Genomic DNA, 20,576 nt, shown 5'->3' with positions numbered 1-20,576 from the left:
CCGACTTTTTCGATGTCCGCCGCGTCGAATATGGCGAGGTCCAGGCGAGCTGTCACAGTCATGGCCACATCCTGCCCTAACCCTCCGACGAAGAAAGGGCGCGCGCCGCCTCTGCGGTCTGATCGCGCAGCCGGGTCTCATGACCCGAGGCAACCCACGCGACGTGACGTCCTCGAATGACCGCTTCTGCCGCCGACCGCGCGCTATGGGGTGTCATGGTGAGCGGATCGAGTCGGCGCCCGGACGTGCCGATGAGCGGACGTTCCGGCACGTAGACGTTCCGCCGTTCTCTGACGGTTCGGTCGTGAGGTCGGCCGGGGTTGTGGATGGGGACCGGTACCAGGATGATCATGGTTCGTGACGGGGATCGAACGAGTGGGACAGCCGGGGTGGTACAGGCCGCTGGCCTGCGCCGGCGCGACAGGGCCGGTCTACGTTGTATGCGGTACGACGTCGGGGGGTCGCAGCCATGACGGCATCTTCTCGCCTTCGCCGCGACTGGTCGCTGCGGAACTCATCCAGCAGGCGGTGGGCGGCGACGGTGACCAGCCAACCCCGGGGATTGTCCGGAACCCCCTCGGCAGGCCACCGGATCGCGGCCCGTAGCAGGGCCTCCTGGGTGGCGTCCTCACACGCGTCGAACTGCCTGTAGCGGCGGACCAGCGCGCCGAGGACCTGCGGCGCCAGCTCGCGCAACAGGTCCTCGGCGCCCCGATCCAGAGTCACAGGTCGGCTGCGGACTCGTGCAGGATCGGCCACACCTCGACCGGCTCGAGGTCAGCCCAGGGCATGTCCGCCGCGATCTCGTGCGCCCGTTCCTCGCTCTCGCAGTCCAGCAGGTAGAAGCTGGCGATGTACTCCGAGCCGGTCCAGTGCCGGTCCGGCCGTGGTGTCCCACAACCACTCCAGCACGGCGTGCACGTCCAGCTGGGCCGCGGGCCAGTGTCAATGAGCCCATTGTGGGTGCGTGTCCAGATCAACGGCTGGCCAGAGGCCACATCCGGGTTTCCGCACTCCACGCGCCTACGCCGCCAACCCCGGCCGATTCCGCCGCAAGCCCACCCCGCCGAGCCTGCCGAAGGCCGTCTTGATCAACGAATCCGCCAAGGAGAAAACCAGCTTCGATACAGAATAAGTCGCCTGAAACGTCTCAAACGGTTTAACAGATACCGGCAGCGAGAAGTATCGGGAAGCCCCATACGCAGTGGTCTTGACGGTTTAACTGCTGTTGTTGAGGGTCTTGTGGCATAGCCTTTACCTGGTCTGGGCATGCACGTAGGAGGTGTCTTTCATGCCATCGGTGGCACGCGACTCTAGTCAGGTGGACCCTCCGGCGCAGGAGGCGGCATTTGGCGCGTTGGTACGCACCTGGCGTGAGCGGGCGCTGCTGACTCAGGAACAGTTGGCGGCGCGGGCGGGCCTGAATGTGCGGACCGTGCGCCGGTTGGAGACGGGTGAGTTGCGACGACCGCGCAGCTCATCGTTGCGCTCCGTGGCCAAGGCACTGGGCCTGGATGCCGAGGAACTCTCGCTTTTGACTCATGCGGCCAGCCCGGGTCCAGAACGTCCGATGCCAGTGCGGGCGGTGCCGCGGCAGTTGCCTGCTGACGTGGCGGCGTTCGTGGGCCGGGCGCGGGAACTGGCCTTCGCGGACGAGATCCGCACTGCGGGCACGGTGGTGATTACGGCCGTTGATGGGATGGGGGGAGTGGGCAAGACCGCGCTGGCGGTGCATTGGGCGCACAGGGTGGCCGACCAGTTTCCTGACGGGCAGTTGTACGTCAACCTCCAGGGGTATTCGTCAGGGCCACCGCTTTCCCCGATGCAGGCGTTGGCCATGCTGCTGCGCGCTTTAGGGGTCATGGCCGAGCAGATTCCGGTGGAGCTGGAGGAGGCTGCCGGGCTGTACCGATCGCTGCTGGCCGGCAAGCGCGTGTTTGTGGTGCTGGACAATGCCCATAGCGCCGGCCAGGTTCGCCCGCTGCTGCCGGGCAGTCCGGGGTGCATGGTGGTGGTCACCAGCCGGGACCGGCTGACCGGGCTGGTGGCCACCCAGGGCGCCTACCAGCTGACCCTGGATGTGCTGGACCCTGACGAGGCTGTGGTGTTGCTGACGCAGCTCATCGGACGGGAGCGAGTGGCGGCCGAGCCTGAGGCCGTAACAGCGCTGGCACAGGCGTGCGGCCATCTGCCCCTGGCATTGCGGATCGCGGCGGCCAACCTCATCGGCCGCCCAGAGAAGTCGATCGGCGAGTACCTGGTGGAGCTGCAAACCGGGGATCGGCTTGACGGCCTGACAGTCGCCCATGATCCACAAGCCGCCGTCCGGCTCACCTTCGACCACTCCTATCACCGCCTGGCCCCTGACCGCCAGAGACTGTATCGGCTTCTGGGACTGGTCCCAGGGCCAGAGATCAGCGTGACGGGCGCTGCGGCGCTGGCAAACCTCGAAGTGGAGGACGCGAGACGAGCGCTGGGCAAATTGGTGGACGCACACTTGGTGCAGCCACGCGGCCGGGATCGATATGGCCTGCACGACCTGCTGAGGGTGTACGCGCGCCAGCGCGCGCACCTGCACGAAGGCCAGGGACAGTGCCACGCGGCCCTGGAGCGGCTGCTGGAGTGGTATGTGGGCAGGGTCGACGCCGCCGCAGAGTTGCTGCACCCAGGGACTTCAGGCCTCCTCCCTCCATCGGCAGCCAGCGCCCCCTCCCCTCCAGCGTTCATCGACACTTCAGAGTCGGCGGCGTGGCTCGAGTCCGAGCTGGCCAACCTGGTCGCCACCACCCTGTATGCCGCCGACCACGGTCCCCATCCGGCCGCTTGGCGGGTGGCCGACACACTGCGTGAGTATTTCTGGCAGCGGCGTCCCATGGTGGAATGGCTGCTGGTCGCGCAGGCCGGCCTCGACGCCGCCACCGTCGCCGGCGACGTGCGAGCCCAGGTCTCCAGCCACCTCAGTCTCTGCCTCGCCAACCGGGCCGCCGGCCGCCTCCAGCCGGCCCGCCAACATGTTGCTACCGCCCTCACCCTGGCCCGCCAGATCGGCTGGACCACCGGCCAGGCCGCCGCTCTGGGCTGCCGTGGGGTAGTGATGATGTTGTCAGGCGACTTTCGCCAGTCCGCCGACGACCTGACCCAGGCCCTGAAGTTGTACCGTCACAGCGGCCGCCTGGGTGGTCAGGCCGACAGCCTGCTCGACCTCGGCTTGGCGGAGCGGGAACTGGGCCGGTTACACGAGGCCGTCGCGCACCATACCGAGGCGCTCAGGCTGTACCGGCAGATCGGTTCACGCGCCGGGGAGGCGACCGCGCTGGGAACCCTGGGCGAGATCGACCACGACCTGGGCCGTCTGGAGACGGCCCGCCAGCACCTCACCAGCGCTCTGCGGGTTCATCAGGAGTTGGGCAGCCGGTTCTCCCGAGCCTACTTCCTACGCTGCATCGCTCTGGCGGACCGTGACGCCGGCCACACTCAGGAGGCGCTGGCCGAGGCGCAGGACGCGCTGCGGCTGGCTGGCGAGATCGGCGACCCCTCCAGTGAGGCCAAGGCCTGTATCATCCTGGCCAGCATTCACCTGCACCTCGGCCACACTCAGAACGCTGGTGACCAGTATCGGCAGGCTCTCAAGCTGGCAGAGCAGATCGCCGGCCGCATGTTCCTCCAGGCCGGCGCACGGCTGGGGCTGGCGGACGTCTGCCTCACCCTCGACCAACCCCACCAAGCCCTTGACCACGCCCACCACGCGCTGGGCATCGCCGCCCCGGCCGAATTGCGCCTCCTCCAGGGGAACGCCCACACCACGCTAGCGACCGCCTACCACCGGCTTGACGACTACAACCAGGCGCTCACGCACGCCCAACAGGCTCTAGAACTGCACCGGCAGACCGGCCATCGCTTCGGGGCCGCCCGCGCTCTGCAGGTGCTGGGCTGTACGCTCCGCGATACCGACGATCTCCAGACGGCCATACATCGCTGGCAGGAAGCTCTAGAGCTGTTCACCGACATCGGCAGCCCCGAGGCCAACGAAATCCGCAGGCTGTTGGGCACCTGAACCATCTGCTGGCCGCAGCTTCCGGCGTCAATGATCCTGCCGTTCCGCCGGTTCATCAGTCTAGAGTGCGCATGTCGGACGAGACGACCATGCGGCTCAGCGACATGCCAACACCCTATGCACGAGATCCACTTCCAATACACGCCCTGACACAGTTGAGGGCGCACGGCACGTCTCGACGCCGAGGCCTGCCGTACTGCTGGAGCAGCAAGAGCGCGGGCTCTGGAACTCCTCCTTCCAGGGGCCGTCGGATTCTCCTACCCCGGAAACTCTTCGACGCTTCCTAACGGTTGCCTTCACGCAGAGCCGATCACTAATCTGAAAGGAGCGTGCGAGGGCGCTGCCAGTCCGCGGGCAGGGATTTTCCCACCTCGAGCAGCACGTCAACGCACTGGACAAGACCAACCTCTTTCCAGCCGGGCAAGCGGACCTCGGCGACGAAGGAGGTTGCGATGTCCGATCGTCATTTCGAGCTGCCGGCCCATCCGAACCTGGAGTACTACCGCAAGCAGGCCAAGCACCTGCATCACGCGTACGCGGCGGGCGATGCGGCAGCCGAAGCCCAGGTTGCCGACGTGCTGGGCGATCGATCCGCCGAGCGGTTCTTGCTCAGCGATGCCCAGTTCGTGCTCGCTCAGGAACACGGATTCCGGACCTGGGCCGAGTTTCGCGCCCACGTCGACAGCCGCAGCACCACCGGGGACCGGCCGGTCTCCCGCCTCATGGGGATCAGGCCGGGCATCTACGCCTCGATGGCCGACGCCCTCCTCGTCGAGTTGCGCCGGGACGATCCCGGCGCGCTGCAACGGTTGCGGGCCTACGTGCCCCGGCACGCCACCGCGACCTCCGCCGCGACCGCCGAGCTTCGGGACGCGCGGCTGATCATCGCGCGGGAGCTCGGCTTCCCGACCTGGCAGGAGCTCGTGTCGTTCACCGAGAAATCCCGGCGCGATCTCGACGAACGTCGGGAGAAGCGGCGGCAGCTGCACCGCGAGGCCGAAGCCCTGCTGGCCGGCGACACCGACCGGCTGGCCGGTCTGACCGCCGAGCAGGCCGACACCCTGCTGTACATGCTCGCGCGCCCCGAGACGATCCCCGGTGTCCGGCTCGAGAAGGAACTCGGCGTGCCACGCGCCGCAGTCGATGTCCTGCTCGGCAAGGCCACCAACCTGGATCTCCCGCTCACCAGCGCTGCCCGCTTCAACCGGGTCGAATACGTGTGTCTGCTGCTCGACGCCGGCGCCGACCCCGGCATCCGGAAATGGGGCATCACCCCGCTGGAGAACGCCATCTACCACGACAACACGGAAGTCGTCGACCTGCTCGCCGAGCACGGAATCGTCCCGCAGGCGCTCTGGACATATGCCGCCTGCGGCCGGCTGGATCTGGTGCGGGCCTGTTTCGACGCGGACGGCAGCCTCCGGCCGGACGCCGCGTCGGCGCGCCCTGACCTCGCCGACACCGGCGCAGGCTTTCCGTCTCGGCTGCCGCCGATCGATGATCCGGAGGAGATCGTGGCAGAGGCGTTCGTCCACGCCTGCCAGCACGGCCGGATCCAGGTCGTGCGCTGGTTCCTCGACCGCGGCGTCCATCCCGACGTCGCGCCCTACCTCGGGCGGACCGGCCTGCACTGGGCAATCCCGGGCGGTCGTCTCCACGTGATCCGCCTGCTCCTGGAGCGCGGTGCCGACCCATCCATCCGCGACGATCTCCTCCAAACCGACGCCGACGGCTGGCTGCACATATCCCACGCCGCTCACCCGCACGATCCCGTGACTCAGCAGCTCCACGATCTGATCGAGTCTCGATCGCGCTGAGTTGCTCCTGCGGGTCCGGGCTGCCCAAGTCGCGATCAACCCGTACGTCGACTTCGACTTCACCGACTCCAAGGCCGGCGGCTTGGCCGGGTCATGGGTCTTCGCCGCGGGCCGTACCGTGACGGCGTCCGGGCGCGCCCGGTACATGTCGCCGAACCTGCCGATCGTGCTGACCGCGGAGACCCCGCCCGGGATCAGCAGCGCGACCAGCACGACGGCCGTCGTCCTGACCCATTTCCACCGGATGACGAAGCGGTGGTGGTGGACGTACTCGTCGTGCCGCCTCAGCATGGCCATCGCCATGAGGACGTACATCGCCACGTGCCCGATCATCATGACCAGGTGACCCTCGAGAATGCCGAGCCAGTACGGGACGAGCAGGATGAGGAAGGGCGCGACCATCGCCAGGCTCATCTCACCGATGGCCGCCCCGCTGTGGCGGCGCACGGCCATCCAGAGGGCCATGCCGATGGTCATGTCGGCGGCCATGAGCAGGGTCTGGACGTCGATACGGGTGATCTCGGGCAGTGCCGCGTCCCACAACATGCCGAGCAGCAGCATGCCGAGGCTCATCGCGATGACCATCTCGATGTAGTGCCAGATGAAACGGCCGACCTTGCGGATCTTGCCGCCCGTGCGTGCCTCGTGAACGGTCATCGCGGGCTCCTCCGGGAACAAGAAGAGATCGGACGCTGGTCAGCGCCCGGCTGACGGGTTGCCCCATTCCTCGTTTCGCCTCGCATGATCATTTCTTTCCAACGTGCGCGAATAAGCGCCACCGAATGGTGTTCGATTGGCGGACTTTGGGCAAGGGCAATCACCGGACATTTGGCGGACATTGCTGATGTTGCCGCGTCGGTGAAGGTTTGGCTCATGACAATTTCGATGGGCGTACTGGGCACCTGACCAGACGAATCGAAAGAGCGTCTGGCGTGGGTCTGTCTCTGCCGTCGAGTGTGGTCTGAGCTGGGCGGACGCGACCAGTGCCGGGAGCACGAGATCGCCGCCGAAATCGCACCGGCCCGGACGTGCATTCTGCACCGGTCTTCTCGCGATATCGTCGGGCCATATCTGAGGCGATGGCACCGGATCGGGCCACGTACGGCGACTGCGCCGGGTCGCCGTGGTAGCTCGGGGAGGATTGGATGATCCGGATTCTGATCGCCGAGGACACGCTCAACGTCGCCCATGCTTCCCAGTGGAGGGGCGCATTTTCGAAAGGGTTCTTCTGGTTAACGCATACATACGCGAACTGCGGTTCTCCCGCCGGGGCGCCTTCATGGCGCCCGGGCGTGGATATCAGTGGCCGATTGTCAAGCCGTAGGCTGATCGCCTATGGCCGGGCGTAGCCGATATTGTCCAGGGTCGTTCGCAGCACGCGGGCGTACGCGGAGGTGCCGTCCGACTTGGGATGGAACGATTCCCGGCTGATGCACAGGTTGCTCTCCCAGATGCACAACGGGCTCGGCTCATCTCCTTGGTGGAAGTCGCCCTCTCCCTTGGGCCCGGTCACGAGCGCGTTGATGTAGCTGGGATTGTCGCAGATGACCGTCTGGTAGAACTCCATATCCGGCCTGGCGAAGAACACGGGGATTCCCGTGGTGCGCAGTGTCTCGGTCAGTGTCTCCTGCCGGCGGCTCAGTTCCTGCACCAGACCGGCCACGGATCTGGCCTCGTCCAGCGGGATCAGGTTCGACATGGCGGCGCACTCGTGCGCCGTGCTGATCGGCTCGGGATAGCCGAGCAACATGATCGTGGCGTTGACCGCCTTGGCCCTGATTGCTTTGATCACGTTGGTGACGTTGCCGGCCATCTCGCCGGCACGTGCTTTCTGCACCTCGATGGTCGCGGCGCAGTCCGGGAGCTTGCCCGGGACTATGCAGGTGTTGATGACCTTGGAGAAGGTGCCGGTCGCGTCACCGCCCAGCGGGTCGTTGCCGCCCAGGGTGAGCGTTACCAGGGTGGTGTTCTCGTCCAGCACCCCCGATTCGATCTGCGCGATCTCGTGGAACTGCCCCTCGCCTTTCTCATAGGCGTCCGGCGAGTCCCAGGAGTCAGGGTCGCGCCACCCGGCCGCGTTCACGCTTTTCGCTCCCGAGCAGGCCACGAAGCCCAGTTCGTGATTGGCGTCGAAACGGTCGGAAAGCGCGCCGAGGCTTTCGGTGTCGCCGGGCAGGACCACCTTGCGCGAGTAGGAGTCGCGGCTACGGCGGCAGGCGTTCCAGTAGGCGGTGCCGTGGTCGGCGTCGGATGCGGGGAAATAGTTTCCGGCGCCTTCGCCACTGCTGTAGGAGTCGCCGAGGGCCGCGACGATGTGCTTGGGTTTACCAGGCAACTTCTGCACCGCGATCGCGTCCCAGGCGATGCGCACGGTGCCCTTCCCGTCCTTGGTGATATTGCTGAGCCGGACGCTGGGGACGGTGCCGTTGAAGTTGTACACGCCCAGCGAGACCCACCCGTTCGCACCGATCTGCTGGGGCAGGTAACGCTTCCTGCCATAGGTGCGTGAGCCGTTCACATCGATCTCGTAGGCGGCCTGCTGGGTACGTGCCCCGACGACCGGCAGATGCACTAGGACGCGGGCCCAGCCGGCGCTCTGGTTCAACGTCCAGGTTCCACGCGCCCTGCGACCGGCGCTCGACGGGATGGTGTTGCTCATCCAGAACTGGCCCGCGAACCCGCTGCCTATCTGGTGCACGTCGACCTTGCCCGGATAGTTACCGGATATGTCAGCCAAGAAGTCGAACTGGAACGAGCCGGCGCTGGTGTAGGCGGGAGAACAGCTCGGCCTCACCGAGGGGACACTGGTGGGCAGGTTGTCGACGATCAGGGCGCCGGACGGCAGCCCGGCCAGGCCGCAGTTGGGGGCATAGCTGGTGGCGTCCTCCTGGTAGTCGTATCCGGGGTCGAAGCGCAGCAGTTCGCGTCCGCAGGTGCTCTGGCAGTCGTCGATCCACTGGGCTCGCTGGTGGTACCAGCATTTCAGGTCGTACTGGCCGACGCTGTTCTGGTGCGCGCACGGGCCCGCCGGCTCGTCCTCCAGGCCCGGCTCGTTCGGGTCGAAGTGCCCGTTGGGCCAGTAGCACTGGTTGCTCTCATCGCAGAACTGGTGCACCGGCGGGCGGACGTTCGCGCGGTCGGCGTCGGTCAGCCACCACGCGGCCCGGTAGCCGTGAACCAGGGTGCCCGGGGTCTCGATGAGCTCGATCGGGTGACCCGCCCAGCCCATCACCTTCTCCGGGTACGGCCACTTCTGCGGCTGCGCCGCGTCGGCGTAGGACGTCTCCAGGAACGGGTTGCGGTCGGCGGGATAGCGCGGATTGACCGGGTTGTTGAGCCAGCCCACGCCCCAGGGCGACCCGTTGTGGGTGTCGGGGTAGAAGCCGGAGTTGTAGGCCCACACGGCGTAGAACCAGTTCTCGATCCGGTCCGACGTGCCGTTGTTGACGATCAGCCCGGCGCGCCGGGTCTCGTTCCACTTGTCCTGCAGGATCTGCAGGCCCCTGGCGACGTTGGCGGCGAAGTCCAGGGCGATCGCCCGCTGCTGGTTGTAGGGCAGCGCCGTCTCACCGGGCTTCTCCTTGCCGGCCAGGCGCATCCCGTCGGTGACCTGCATGACCCCGTACCCGCAGTCGGCCTCGGGCCAGCGGATCGCCCAGTCATCACCCTCATCGTCGTTGTAGTAGTCGATACCGAAATAGTTACCGATCAGCGGATTCGCCGTCACCCCCGGCACCGCGAAACGCGCCGCCTGCCACATGTTGGACTCCTGAGCCGCGATCCCCAGCAGCACTTGCGCGGGAACATAACCACCACCGTCCAGCGCCCGGGGTGGAAACAGTCCCTGCGGGCTGTAGGCAGGCATGCCGAGGTTCTTCCAGTTCGCCGGACGCTGCACCGTCAGGACGCCCCTGACAGCCTGATCCGCAGCCCATTCCACCTGCCGCGGCTTGGGCTGCATAGCCTGGTTACGCGGGTCGTTGCGGGCCACCGAACAGTACCGCTGATCACCGTCGGCCGGGTCGTTGGGATTGCCCGCCGCCACCGAGCCCCGGCCCAGCGCCGGGCTCGGCTCCGAACCACCTTCGGCACCGCCACCCGGGGTCACCGACAAGGTGAACGTCTTGTTGGTCGCCAGTGACATGGCGGTGATGTCAACCGGCTGCGGTGCGGCTGGGTCCGCGGGTGGCACCCTCGGGTCCTTGGTCTTCGAGCGTAACACCGAGGTGATGGAGAGCCCGCTGGACATCGACACGGTCGCGTTCTGCGGCACGCCGGCCAGCACGACGCTCGGCGCTGTCGAACGATTCCGCAAGGCTTTCGCGCCGGTCACGAACACCTGACCGCCACGGGCCGAGCGCACGCTCACATCCGTGATCGCGCCGGTGGCCAGCGTGGTGACCGTGTTGCCCTTCTTCAGGTCCACGCGGTGCACCGAGGCCGTCTGCTTGTCCTCGATCTGGGCGAAGACCAGGCCGCCATCGGCATCGGGGGCCAGCCGGTAGGGCACTCCCTTGGCCGGCGCCACCACGGTGCGCTTGCCGTCCGAGTGCACCCGGACCACCGCGCCCGAGTCGGCGGCCACGATCCCATCGGCGACCGGCACCGCCGAGGTCAGCTGGCCGGGCACTTGAATCGGCTTGTCCAGCGTGCCGGTGACGGTGTCGAGCTTGAACACGCGGGTGGCGCCCCGGTCCTCGGTGCCGTCCTGTGTGAGGATGGCAGACTCCGATGAACCGCAGCCGGGGTTGAAGTAGGCCAGCGTGGTCTGAAGGGGCAACTTGCGCACCGCGCCGCCATTCAGGTCGACGATCGCGGTGAACCCGCCACGCTCGTTCAACTCGCTCTTGTTGGTGAACGTACGCGGTGCGTAGACGACCACCGCCCTATCCCCGGAGCCCGTCACGCAGATGTTGCCGATCCACGAGTCGGTCTCGAACCCCGGCTCCGACAGCGAAACCGCCGTCCGCCACTGGTAGCCGTCCTTGGCATCGGCCACCAGCACATGGAACCCGGTGGCGTCCCCGGCGGTGGTCACGGCCCGATCGGAGAACTTCTTCCAGCCGGTGCCCAGGATCTCTTCTCTTTCGCCCGGATCGATGCTCTTGGGCGCGGCGGTTTTCGTGGCGGGGACCGCCAGGTCTGTCTCAGGCGGTGGCGGTGCCGGCCGAGCGGCTGCGGGCACCGGCGCCAGTAATAACGTCAAGACGGCGGAAACTGTGGCGAGCGATTTTCGGGAGCGCACGACTACTCCTTTGAACGGCGGGGAGGGCTGAGCCGGCTCTGCTGCGCTTGGTAAAGGGCAGTCCCCCTTTGCCGGCGGATGGTTGATGCATGGCAGCCGAATGCGTGGCACCCGGCTTGTGAGCATGGCTGGCTGAAGGGGCGGCTCTCGAGCCGCCCCTTCATGGATGGTCAGCGCCGTACCTGACTGAAAGGTGAGATGAGGTGCGTTTACGCTCCGTCTGTGGTCCAGACGCTGGCCAGCAGACCGTCGAGGGTCCACGTGGCCCCGGGCTCAAAGCAGAGCTGATCCATCGAACGCGTGTTGACCACGCGCCATACGCCCGCCTTGCTGATCCGGAAAATGCCGGCGAGTTTTCCACCGACGGACAGCCTCGAAGAATACACATCCGGGTCCTCGTCGACGTAGCCGACAACGCCTTGGTCCACGAACGCGCCGCCGTCCTGCAGGGCGTTCGCCTCCTCCGGCAGCGCCAGCAGGTAGGCGTCCCGGTCGACGGCGCGCAGGCGGTGGAGTCCCGTGCTGCCGGGGAAAGTCGTCCGGGAAATGGAATACACCTGGCCCACGAATCTGAATCCGTGGTCACGGATCATCGTGTCCCGCTCGGCCGCGCTGGCGGTGTAGTAGTAGCCGTCGATCGGGGTGGCCAGTTCGTAGAGTTCGGTCAACTGGGGTGAGGTCACCGGAGGGTCGACCGCAGCCGTGTGCGATGCGGTCAGGGGCGATGCGGTCAGGGGCGATGCGGCCTGGGTCAGGCCGACGGTCATGGCCGCCGCGAGGATCGCCGGTGGAGTCAAGCGCCGCCGAATTGTTGACATTAAAGCCGCCTTTCATGTGCCGCTCGTCGCGGCGTGATGTCCAGGTGAGTTGGATGAGCGGTTGCCACCCGACCTGCTCGGGCGACGACTCCTCCGGTGGATCGTCGGCTAGAGCCAACGCGTGCAGTAGGTGTTCGACATGTGGGAACATGCCCGGACGGACTTTCCGACCCTGCTCATCATCACGGTGTAGACGGCACACGAATATCCGTCGAAGACGCTCGCGGTCCTGGATTTGACGCCGGCCGGGGTAATCCCTTCGTGCCAGATCTCCCCGCTGAAAGTGCAGTCCCCGCTGTTGATCTCGTGTATGTCGGTCCAGCTGGCATTGCACGCCGGAGAGTAGGAGAGCCGGACCAGGAAATCGTGACTGCCCTCATAGTCGACGTACTGGTAGGCGGCCGGGCTCTGCATGTCGGCGGAGCATCCTGTGGCGTTGGGGTCCTTGCCCGCGCAGGTGTTGCCGTAGCAGGTGGCCGTGACCTTGGCCGGGCCGGTCTGCACCTGCGCGTGGGCAGGGGCGCCGAAGCCGAACAGGATTACCATGACGCTGGCCAATGTGCCAACGATTGTGGCGAGCCTTCGGTGCATTCCATTCCTCCCATTGGTGATTTGAGCGAACATGGAAAGAACCACTCCCAGGGTGGCGGCGTAACGCTTGACGTGCGGCATCGCAAATCTCCTTGCTCCTTGCTGCGCCGGGGGTTGTCAAGACAGCGGATGGGGGGATCGAATCCCGAGCCGCTGCACGTCATGACTTAGTGCTTCAGCATTCTTTCGAGCAGAGTTGAGTTCAGCAGTCTGTTGACTCCGGACCTTTCTCGCCCCTAACGATCAGCGCCCACTCGCATGGTGCGCGACAGGAGCACGGCGGGAAAGGGTCAGGCACCGGGCATATGCCGGGCATATGGGCGGGAGTCGGAGCCGGTCATCGTCATGCTGGAGGAGTAACTGGCCGCCGGGGACCCCGTTCGGCTACCGTGCGCCGACGCTGGACGCCTCGCCTTGAACTACATCTGATAGGTCAGTCCACGTAGACGTACAGGATCCAGTAATCGTAACCGGTACCTACGCCTACATGACTGCAATAATAATCTATGATTTCTCCGCGCGCGCGCAGGTCCTGACCGGTGAGTTCGCAGGCCCGCTGATTTGACCAGCTGCTATGCTTATACCAGAGATTCATGACCGAGGCGTCGCTGCCAGACGGTTTCGTAAGGACAGCTTGCGTCGTCGCATTGGCGGTTCCCGCCAATGCGAAACCGAGTCCGACCGTCAGTACGATGGCTGCGAAGATCTTATTAGCCACGACTCTCCCTTCTCTTCCTCGCCCATGAAGAATTGATGCGTCCCAGCGATTCCGTGGTCGCCCCTTGCGCATGGGCTTGACTTGACACCTAAATTGTCCATAGGGAGACGACAAATCCAAGGGCATTGACCGGACAATAGCCGGGCATGTCATATGCCAACCTCTTCATGGAGACCTTCAACGGCGAGGGTTATATAGCCTGACCTGGAGGCGAGCCGGCGGATGGGCGTCCAAGCGCACCAGGATGGTGTTGGCCTATCTTTGACGACTTCGGCCTCGACCCTGAGCTGGCCCGCCCCCAGGGCCGAAGCGTTCTCGGCGGGTGGGACACACGTGGACTCGACGAGGCCGGATGGTTGAGGGCACCCCCGGGGCGTGAATGACCAACGCGACCCCCGATGATCGTTGGTTGTCCACGCCAGTCGATCAAGAACAGGGGCCGCGTTCGCGTGCCGTCATCCCCGATCGACGTGCTATGACCAGGTGGTGGCCTGGGGCATCGCCACCAACGCCCACTGCGACTTGCCCACTGGGCGACATCCCGGCTACACCCTGGCACGACGGCTGCATACCCCGGGCCAGGCAGGTCTGGCGTTTCACCGTCGACTTCGCCGTGCCCTTCACCAACAACCCCCGCCGAGCAGCCACAGCGTATGGTCAAGCTGCAGATGAAGATCGGCGGCTGCTGGCGCAGCGTGCGCACCGCCGCCCGCTGCTGCCTGATCCGCTCCTACCCCGGCACCGCCCCCAACCATGGCATCCACCCACTCGATGCCCTTCCGCGACGCCCTGTCCGGAAACCCCTGGATGCCACCACAAAACGCCTGATCAATCACAGGCGTGAACGGATACCTTCCTCCCGGTCGTCATCCTCAGACATCCGCGCCAAGACGAGGGCACTGGTGAATGCCCGGCATATGCCCGCTGCCTGACCTGGTCCGCCGATCTCCTGTGGCTGAGAATACGGGTTGTGGAGATACGCGCGTGAGATGGCAAAGGCGCACCGTCGCGGTCCGTGTCCTGATCCTCGCACCACTCGCATACTGATTAATCGCCCAGCGGAACGTGCGACCGGTTGGGTGTGCGATGGTGCGACAAGGCGCCCAGGATCAAGGTATCCGATATGCTGCCGAACCGGCCGATAGGCGTACGTGGTCAGCTCGTGCACACCAAGCCTGGGCCGTACGTCGAGATATGCCTCAGGCAGGCTGCTCGGCTGCTTGCTGACATTGGTGATGTCCAGGTCGAGGACCAGATACCGGCCCGGCGTGCCCGCACCGAACGTGGCCAGGGGGTCCTTGGCGGTGACAATAGTCCGGCGGATGACAAACTGCAGCCGATGTCCCGTCACGGGCTGGCCGAGTGCGACACGGGGCGGCGCGTGCGATGCGTCCTCGAGCCCGCCGAACGGCCAGACGATGGCAAAGGGCAGCACGATCACACCCGTGATGGCGCCGAACCAGACCCACAGGCGCCCTCGCGGCACGGCGACAGGAGGTGGGGAGCTCATGTGGGCAGCCTCATGTGTCTCTTATCAGTGCAGAAGTCACCGAGTATTCGCCATGGCAGGATGCCCGACCAGGTCAGCGACCGGACATTGACCGGACATTCCCCTTACACCGGGGTTAGCTCGGCGAATCGTGTACTCAGGTCCGGCAGCAACTCGCGCGCCGACCGCAGGCGTGCCGCGGTGAGATTGAGGACACCGGGCAGGTGCCTGCGCGCGTACGCCGGCGCGGGAAGTGCCGGAAGCTGGCACGCCGCTCCACCGCCGTCACCATTGGGTAGATGTCGTAGGACCTCAGCTTGGCGTGTTCCGCGTACTTCCTAAGACGCTCGGCGGTTCTGACGATTGGGATGAGACGTAGGTCACCAGCGACCCTGATGGCTAGGCGGTCGTCCGTAGCAACGGCAGAGCGCGGTGTACGGCGAGTGAAAGGCACTCGGCCTCGCCATCGTCGAAGCGACCGGCGAGTCTTACGAAGGTGGCGTTCTCGCCGGTCTCGGGGATTCCGCTCGCTTTGTCAGAGCTGCTGGTGCTTTCTATGCTCGGCGTGTGCTGGGGAGAGACGACGAGAGGGAGCTGCTCGAGTCGTTGCTGCGGCACGCCGTCGAGGGACGCGGTGGCGGGGTGATACTGCACGGTGAGCCCGGGATCGGGAAGACCGCGCTGCTGTCACACGCCTTGGAGCAGGCCGCGGGGTTCCGGGTGCTTCGCGCGGTCGGCGTCGAGCCGGAGGCCGATCTCGCTTACGCGGCGCTGCACCAGCTCCTGTTCCCCGTGCTCGGGCGTGCCGACGAGCTGCCAGGCCCGCAGGCGCAGGCCCTACGCGTTCTGTTCGGACGCACGCATGGTGCGCCACCCGATCCGTTCCTGGTGGGTCTGTCGACTCTGTCGCTGCTGTCCCTGACGGCCGGCGAGAAGCCGGTGTTGTGCGTCATCGACGACGCGCACTGGGCGGATCGGCCGACGCTGAGGACCATGGCGTTCGTCGCCCGCCGGCTGGGTGACGAGCCCATTGCGCTGGTGCTGGCCGCGCGCGCCGACGAGGGCCACGTCACCGACCTGCCCGACCTGCGCGGCATCCCGCTTGTGGGCCTCAAACCCGAAGCGGCCAGGGCGCTGCTCGCCGAGCGCGTGGGCGGGCGGCGACTGACCGACGGGGAGCAGGACCGTCTGCTGGCCGTCACCGGGGGGAATCCCCTGGCCCTGCTCGAGCTTGCCGGAAGGAGGATCCCGCCGGAGGGGACACAGGAGCCGCCGGCCATGTCCGATCAGCTGCAGCGGTCGTTCCTGGCCAGGATCCGAGCGTGGCACATCGAATCGTTGCCGCTGCTCCAGCTGGTCGCCGCCGACGGTGCGGGCAGCGTCGAGACCGTCGAGAAGGCGGCCACGTCCCTGGGGCTCGCCACCGACCCGCTGCACCGCGCCGAGCTCGACGAGCTGCTGACCTACGACGGGATGCGGCTGGTGTTCCGGCATCCGCTGATCCGATCCGCGGTCTACCACAGCGCCACGGGCAACCGGCGCGTCGCGATCCACCGTGCCCTCGCCGCGGCCTTCGACGCCCCGGCCGACCAACACCGCCGTGCCTGGCATCTTGGGCAGGCCGCCGTCGGGCACGACGAGCACGCCGCCGACCAGCTCGAGCACTCGGCCGAACAGGCGGCCCTGCGTGGGGGCCCGGCCGCGGCCATGGCCGCGCTGTCGCGGGCGGCCGAGCTCACGGTTGACGGGCCGCGTAGGGGACGGCGGTTGTGGACCGCCGCGCACGCCGCCGCCCAGGGCGGGTTCACCGCTGCGGCTGTCGAGCTGCTCGACCGGGCCGAGCGCGAGCCCTCCCTGGACGAGACGGACCGGATCTCCGTGGCCGTCATGCGAGCCGTCGTGGCCGAGTTCGCCGGCTCCCCCGAGGACGCGATGGACCTCATCAAGCCCTGGATCCCACGCGCGCTGCGGATCGACCGGCGCCGCTTCACCCCGACCGTCGCGATGTATGGCAACCTCGGTGTCCGCGCCAACCGGCCGCAGGCCTGGTCCGACCTCGCCGGCTGGCTCGACGAGATCACGCCGGCGTCGGACAACCCGGAGGATGCGGTGCTGCTGCTCCTTCGGAGCGCCGGTCGGGCACGCACGGGCCGCGATCCAGGACCGGTGGTGCGCGACAGCGCAGCGGTCGAGTCGCTCACAGATCCGATCACGATGACCCTGGCAGGGTCGATCATCCGGGCGCTCGGCGACCACGAGCTGAGCAGGCGCCTGTACCGCAACGCCGGGCAGCTGGCACGCAACAGCGGTTCACTCGGCGCGCTCGCTTGGAACCTCGAGTACCAGGCCGCTGATGAGATCTCGCGCGGCAGGTTGGGGCTCGCCGAGGCCCATGCCGAGGAGGGCTGCCAGTTCGCCGCCGAGGTTGGCCAGCCGAACACGGCCTGCCGCAACCGAGGGCTGCTCGCGCTGTGCGCGGCCATCCGGGGCCGGGCGGAAGCCGGCGAGCTGGCCGCCGACGTGCTGGCCGAGGCGGGCGATCGTGACCTGGCCGACGCCATGTTCTACGCCAGGCGGGCGCTCGGGCTCATCGAGCTGGTCGCGGGCAGACATCGCGAAGCCGCGCGGCACTTCGAGGCGGTCGGCGGCTGGGACGCCGACACGCCCTCCGACCTGGCCATGGGAATCGTCCCCGACCTCGTCGAGGCCCTGGTTCGCGCTGGCGAGCGGGATCAGGCCGCCGTAGCCACGGCCCGCTACGCACAGTGGACAGAACGCATTGCCTCACCGGAGCTGGGCGCCCTCACAGCCCGCTGCCGTGCGCTGGTCCGCCCTGACGGCGGCGCCGACGTCCACTACGCCGAAAGCCTGCGGCTGCACGCCATGTCCTTCGCTCCGCTGGAGTACGCCCGGACGGAACTGCTGTTCGGCGAGCAGCTGCGGCGTGACCGGAGACGCTCCGAGGCGCAAGAACACCTGCGCACCGCAGCGGAGACCTTCCGCCGCATCGGCGCGCTCGCCTGGGCCGACCGCGCGCTGAGCGAGCTGCGTGCCACAGGGGAGTCGGCCCGGACCCGGACGCCTGAAGCGGAGACGCTGAGCACGCTCACCCCGCAGGAACTGCGCATCACGCTGGCCGTCGGAGAGGGTCTGACCAACCGGGAGATCGCCGCGCAGCTGTTCCTCAGCCCGCGCACCGTGGACTACCACCTGCGCAAGGTCTTCCAAAAGGCCGGCATCACCTCGCGGGCCGAGCTCATGCGGCTGGTCCTCACCGAGCGACCGGCCTGAGACCGGCGATTTCACTGATTCGGCGGCCGCCTGGGCCTTCCTAACGTTGACGAGGTCACTTTTCTCGCGGGTCATGACGACGTCGGTCGAACCCTAACTCTCCCGTCCTTTCCCGCGTGGTGGCCCGGGCGAAGGTTCCGGGCACACGCGTGCCCACGTCCGAGCCCATCGTCAACCCCGGAGTGCGCCGGATGGCTCACTCCCACAACTCACCTGAGGAGGACACTCATGTCATCCGCGGATATCGACGACGGCCGGCGCGCCGGTCTCAGGCAATGGTCAGGGCTGGTGGTGCTGGTCCTGCCCGCCATGTTGTTGTTCATGATGCTCACCATCTTGTTCCTGGCCATCCCCCAGCTGGCCGCGGAGCTGCGGCCGACCAGCACCCAGACCTTGTGGATCATCGACATCTACGGCTTCCTGATGGCGGGGCTGCTGGTCACCATGGGCACGCTGGGAGACAGGATCGGTCATCGCCGATTGCTGATCGCCGGCGCGGTCGTCTTCGCCGTGGTCTCGCTGGCCGCCGCGAACACCTCCGACCCCGCTCTGCTGATCCTGTGGCGGGCCGTCTTGGGCGTTGCGGCCGCCACTCAGATGCCTGCCACCTTGGGCCTGATATTTGCCACTTTCGCCGACGCGCGGCAGCGGGGCGTCGCCGTCGGCGTGTGGTCGGGTGGCATCTCGGTGGGTACCGGCCTCGGCCCCGTGCTCGGTGGGGCGCTGCTGGACACGTTCTCCTGGCGGGCGGCCTTCCTGGTCGCCGTGCCGGTCATGGTGGTGGTGGCGATCGGTGCCTTCCTGCTGCTGCCCGACACTCGCAACCCGGCGGTGGGCCGACCCGATCTGTTCAGCGTGGCGCTGTCCCTGGCGACACTGTTGCCCATCGTCTACGGTGTCAAAGAGCTGGCCAAGGACGGCACGCTCGCGACGGCGCTGGTGAGCGTGGTGGTCGGGCTGGGTTTCGGCGTGTGGTTCGTGCTGCGCCAACTGCGGCTGCCGGAGCCGCTGCTCGATGTGCGGCTGTTCGCCCACCGTGCGGTCGGCGGCGCGCTGGGCGTCTTCCTGCTGGCGGCGATCGCTCTCGGCGGCGTGTACCTGCTGGTCACCCAGTACTTGCAGCTTGTGGAGGGGCTGTCCCCGCTGCAGGCAGGGCTGTGGGTGCTGCCGGGAGCGGCCCTGTTGGTGTTGGTCTCGACGGTTTCCCCCATCCTGGTACGGCGGGTCCGGCCGGGGTATCTCATCGCGGCCGGGCTGGCCGTCCAGGTGATCGGCTACCTGATGCTCACACAGGTCGGCGCAGTCGGCGGACTGCCGCTGCTGGTCGCGGGCTTCATGGTGCTCTATCCAGCAGTCGCGCCGTCGATGGCACTGACCACCAACCTCGTCGTGGGCTCGGTGCCGCCGCAGAAGGCGGGCGCGGCCTCCGGGCTCGCCACCACCTGCAGCGACCTGGGCATCTCGCTCGGCATCGCCATCATCGGCAGCATCGGCGCCGCCGTCTACCGCACCCGGATCAGCGGCGAACTGCCCGGCGGCCTGCCGCCAGAGGCTGTCGCGGCCAGCCGTGACAGCCTCGACGGCGCGGTCTCGGCGGCACGGGGGCTCCCGGGCGAGCTTGCTGCGGCGGTGCTCGCCCCAGCGCGTGAGGCCTTCGCCGGCGGACTCAACGTGGCGGCCGTCATCGCGGCGGTCATCGCGGCCGGCGCGGCGATTCTCGCGCTCCGCCAGCTCCGCCACATCCCGCCCACCGGCTGAGAAAGGGACTCACCATGGTGTCGATCCGTCGCGCGACGGCCGATGACGCCGCGACCGTTCATGGCTTGATGCGTGAGCTCGCCGAGCACCAGAACCAGGGGTCGGCGATCATCGTGAGCATCGATCGCATGGAAGAGCTGCTCATGCGCCCCGAGATCACCTATTTGATCGCAGAGAGGGATGGGCGGGCCATCGGTTACGTGTCCTGGCTCGAGAGGGTCAGCTTGTGGTCGGGCAGCGATTATCTCGCGCTGGACGACCTTTACGTCTACGCCGGAGAACGCGGCCACGGGATCGGGGAACGGCTGATGCGAGCGGTCTCCGAGGCCTCGCACGGCAAGGTGATCCGCTGGGAGGTCGCCGAGACAAATGTGGCGGCACAGCGGTTCTACCAGCGCATCGGGGCCAGCCTGGTCTCCAAGAAGATCTGTCGATGGCAGGCGGTGGAGTCCCGCGCCGCCGGGGAGTCATGATGCACCGCTTGACCGATGACGCCGGGGGAGTGAAACGTGGAGCTACGTCCGGCGAGGCATGAAGACGCGCAGGCGGTCGCCAGGATCTGGTACGACGGGTGGGGTGACGGGCACCGGGGGAACGTACCTGACGAACTCGCAGCGGTCCGGACCCCGGAGTCGTTCGGGTCGCGCGCCGTCCAGCGTGTCGGGGACACGGTCGTGGCGACCGTCGAGGGTGTCGTGGCCGGGTTCGTGATGGTGGTCGAGGACGAGGTCGAGCAGGTCTACGTGGCCAGGGACCACCGCGGCACCGACGTGGCGACCGCGCTGCTCGCCGAGG

Annotated in this window: 13 protein-coding genes and 2 pseudogenes; 8 read left to right on the top strand and 7 right to left on the bottom strand. The window is 67.2% G+C overall.

The window, feature by feature from the left end; translation table 11 throughout:
* Positions 1–471 precede the first annotated feature (471 nt).
* Together AB0J09_RS27470 and AB0J09_RS27465 are read right to left on the bottom strand one after the other, a co-directional pair.
* Positions 472–720, bottom strand: a pseudogene (locus AB0J09_RS27470) (sigma factor); the annotation flags it as partial.
* Positions 721–722: 2 nt separating this feature from the next.
* Complete coding sequence (locus AB0J09_RS27465) at positions 723–980, bottom strand: hypothetical protein (RefSeq protein WP_360696937.1); 258 nt, start codon at positions 978–980, stop codon at positions 723–725.
* A gap of 311 nt (positions 981–1,291) precedes the next feature.
* On the opposite strand from AB0J09_RS27465, the gene AB0J09_RS27460 reads away from it, so the two are divergent.
* The 4 genes from AB0J09_RS27460 (at position 1,292) to AB0J09_RS27445 (ending at position 6,582) form a co-directional block, all read left to right on the top strand.
* Entirely contained in the window at positions 1,292–4,054 is a 2,763-nt protein-coding gene (locus AB0J09_RS27460) for a tetratricopeptide repeat protein (protein ID WP_360696934.1), read from the top strand.
* A 452-nt stretch (positions 4,055–4,506) separates the two neighbouring features.
* Positions 4,507–5,871, top strand: a complete 1,365-nt coding sequence (locus tag AB0J09_RS27455; protein ID WP_360696931.1) for an ankyrin repeat domain-containing protein — start codon at positions 4,507–4,509, stop codon at positions 5,869–5,871.
* Position 5,872: 1 nt separating this feature from the next.
* Positions 5,873–6,217: a hypothetical protein gene (locus AB0J09_RS27450; protein ID WP_360696928.1), complete on the top strand. Its 345-nt coding sequence runs from the start codon at positions 5,873–5,875 to the stop codon at positions 6,215–6,217.
* Positions 6,214–6,582: a hypothetical protein gene (locus tag AB0J09_RS27445; RefSeq protein WP_360696925.1), complete on the top strand. Its 369-nt coding sequence runs from the start codon at positions 6,214–6,216 to the stop codon at positions 6,580–6,582. The genes AB0J09_RS27450 and AB0J09_RS27445 overlap by 4 nt, the downstream gene beginning before the upstream one ends.
* A gap of 622 nt (positions 6,583–7,204) precedes the next feature.
* On the opposite strand, the gene AB0J09_RS27440 is transcribed toward AB0J09_RS27445, so the two are convergent.
* The 5 genes from AB0J09_RS27440 to AB0J09_RS27420 form a co-directional block, all read right to left on the bottom strand.
* Positions 7,205–11,116, bottom strand: coding sequence for a hypothetical protein (locus AB0J09_RS27440; protein ID WP_360696922.1), 3,912 nt, complete (start codon positions 11,114–11,116; stop codon positions 7,205–7,207).
* A gap of 209 nt (positions 11,117–11,325) precedes the next feature.
* Positions 11,326–11,883: a hypothetical protein gene (locus AB0J09_RS27435; RefSeq protein ID WP_360696919.1), complete on the bottom strand. Its 558-nt coding sequence runs from the start codon at positions 11,881–11,883 to the stop codon at positions 11,326–11,328.
* Positions 11,884–12,042: 159 nt separating this feature from the next.
* Positions 12,043–12,480, bottom strand: coding sequence for a DUF2690 domain-containing protein (locus AB0J09_RS27430; protein ID WP_360696916.1), 438 nt, complete (start codon positions 12,478–12,480; stop codon positions 12,043–12,045).
* A 478-nt stretch (positions 12,481–12,958) separates the two neighbouring features.
* On the bottom strand, positions 12,959–13,243 hold the full coding sequence (locus tag AB0J09_RS27425; RefSeq protein ID WP_360696913.1) for a hypothetical protein: 285 nt from the start codon (positions 13,241–13,243) through the stop codon (positions 12,959–12,961).
* Positions 13,244–14,075: 832 nt separating this feature from the next.
* Complete coding sequence (locus AB0J09_RS27420) at positions 14,076–14,684, bottom strand: hypothetical protein (RefSeq protein WP_360696910.1); 609 nt, start codon at positions 14,682–14,684, stop codon at positions 14,076–14,078.
* 615 nt (positions 14,685–15,299) lie between these two features.
* Here AB0J09_RS27420 and AB0J09_RS27415 point away from each other — a divergent pair.
* From AB0J09_RS27415 to AB0J09_RS27400, 4 genes and pseudogenes are all read left to right on the top strand, one after another.
* On the top strand, positions 15,300–18,023 hold the full coding sequence (locus AB0J09_RS27415) for an AAA family ATPase (RefSeq protein ID WP_360696908.1): 2,724 nt from the start codon (positions 15,300–15,302) through the stop codon (positions 18,021–18,023).
* A gap of 228 nt (positions 18,024–18,251) precedes the next feature.
* Positions 18,252–19,781: an MFS transporter gene (locus AB0J09_RS27410; RefSeq protein WP_360696905.1), complete on the top strand. Its 1,530-nt coding sequence runs from the start codon at positions 18,252–18,254 to the stop codon at positions 19,779–19,781.
* A gap of 14 nt (positions 19,782–19,795) precedes the next feature.
* Positions 19,796–20,254: a GNAT family N-acetyltransferase gene (locus tag AB0J09_RS27405; RefSeq protein WP_360696902.1), complete on the top strand. Its 459-nt coding sequence runs from the start codon at positions 19,796–19,798 to the stop codon at positions 20,252–20,254.
* A gap of 36 nt (positions 20,255–20,290) precedes the next feature.
* A pseudogene (locus tag AB0J09_RS27400) lies at positions 20,291–20,576 on the top strand (N-acetyltransferase); the annotation flags it as partial.

Origin of the sequence: Nonomuraea sp. NPDC049784, assembly GCF_040659615.1 — a bacterium.
GTDB lineage: Bacteria > Actinomycetota > Actinomycetes > Streptosporangiales > Streptosporangiaceae > Nonomuraea.
Note: the sequence above shows the minus strand (reverse complement) of the source record. Positions and strands in the feature narration are given on the sequence as shown.

Bases quoted from the DNA above. Each gene is read 5' to 3' on its own strand.
- AB0J09_RS27460 (WP_360696934.1), top strand. From the start codon at position 1,292: ATGCCATCGGTGGCACGCGACTCTAGTCAGGTGGACCCTCCGGCGCAG.
- AB0J09_RS27455 (WP_360696931.1), top strand. From the start codon at position 4,507: ATGTCCGATCGTCATTTCGAGCTGCCGGCCCATCCGAACCTGGAGTAC.
- AB0J09_RS27435 (WP_360696919.1), bottom strand. From the start codon at position 11,883: ATGACCGTCGGCCTGACCCAGGCCGCATCGCCCCTGACCGCATCGCCC.
- AB0J09_RS27430 (WP_360696916.1), bottom strand. From the start codon at position 12,480: ATGGTAATCCTGTTCGGCTTCGGCGCCCCTGCCCACGCGCAGGTGCAG.
- AB0J09_RS27410 (WP_360696905.1), top strand. From the start codon at position 18,252: ATGTCATCCGCGGATATCGACGACGGCCGGCGCGCCGGTCTCAGGCAA.
- AB0J09_RS27405 (WP_360696902.1), top strand. From the start codon at position 19,796: ATGGTGTCGATCCGTCGCGCGACGGCCGATGACGCCGCGACCGTTCAT.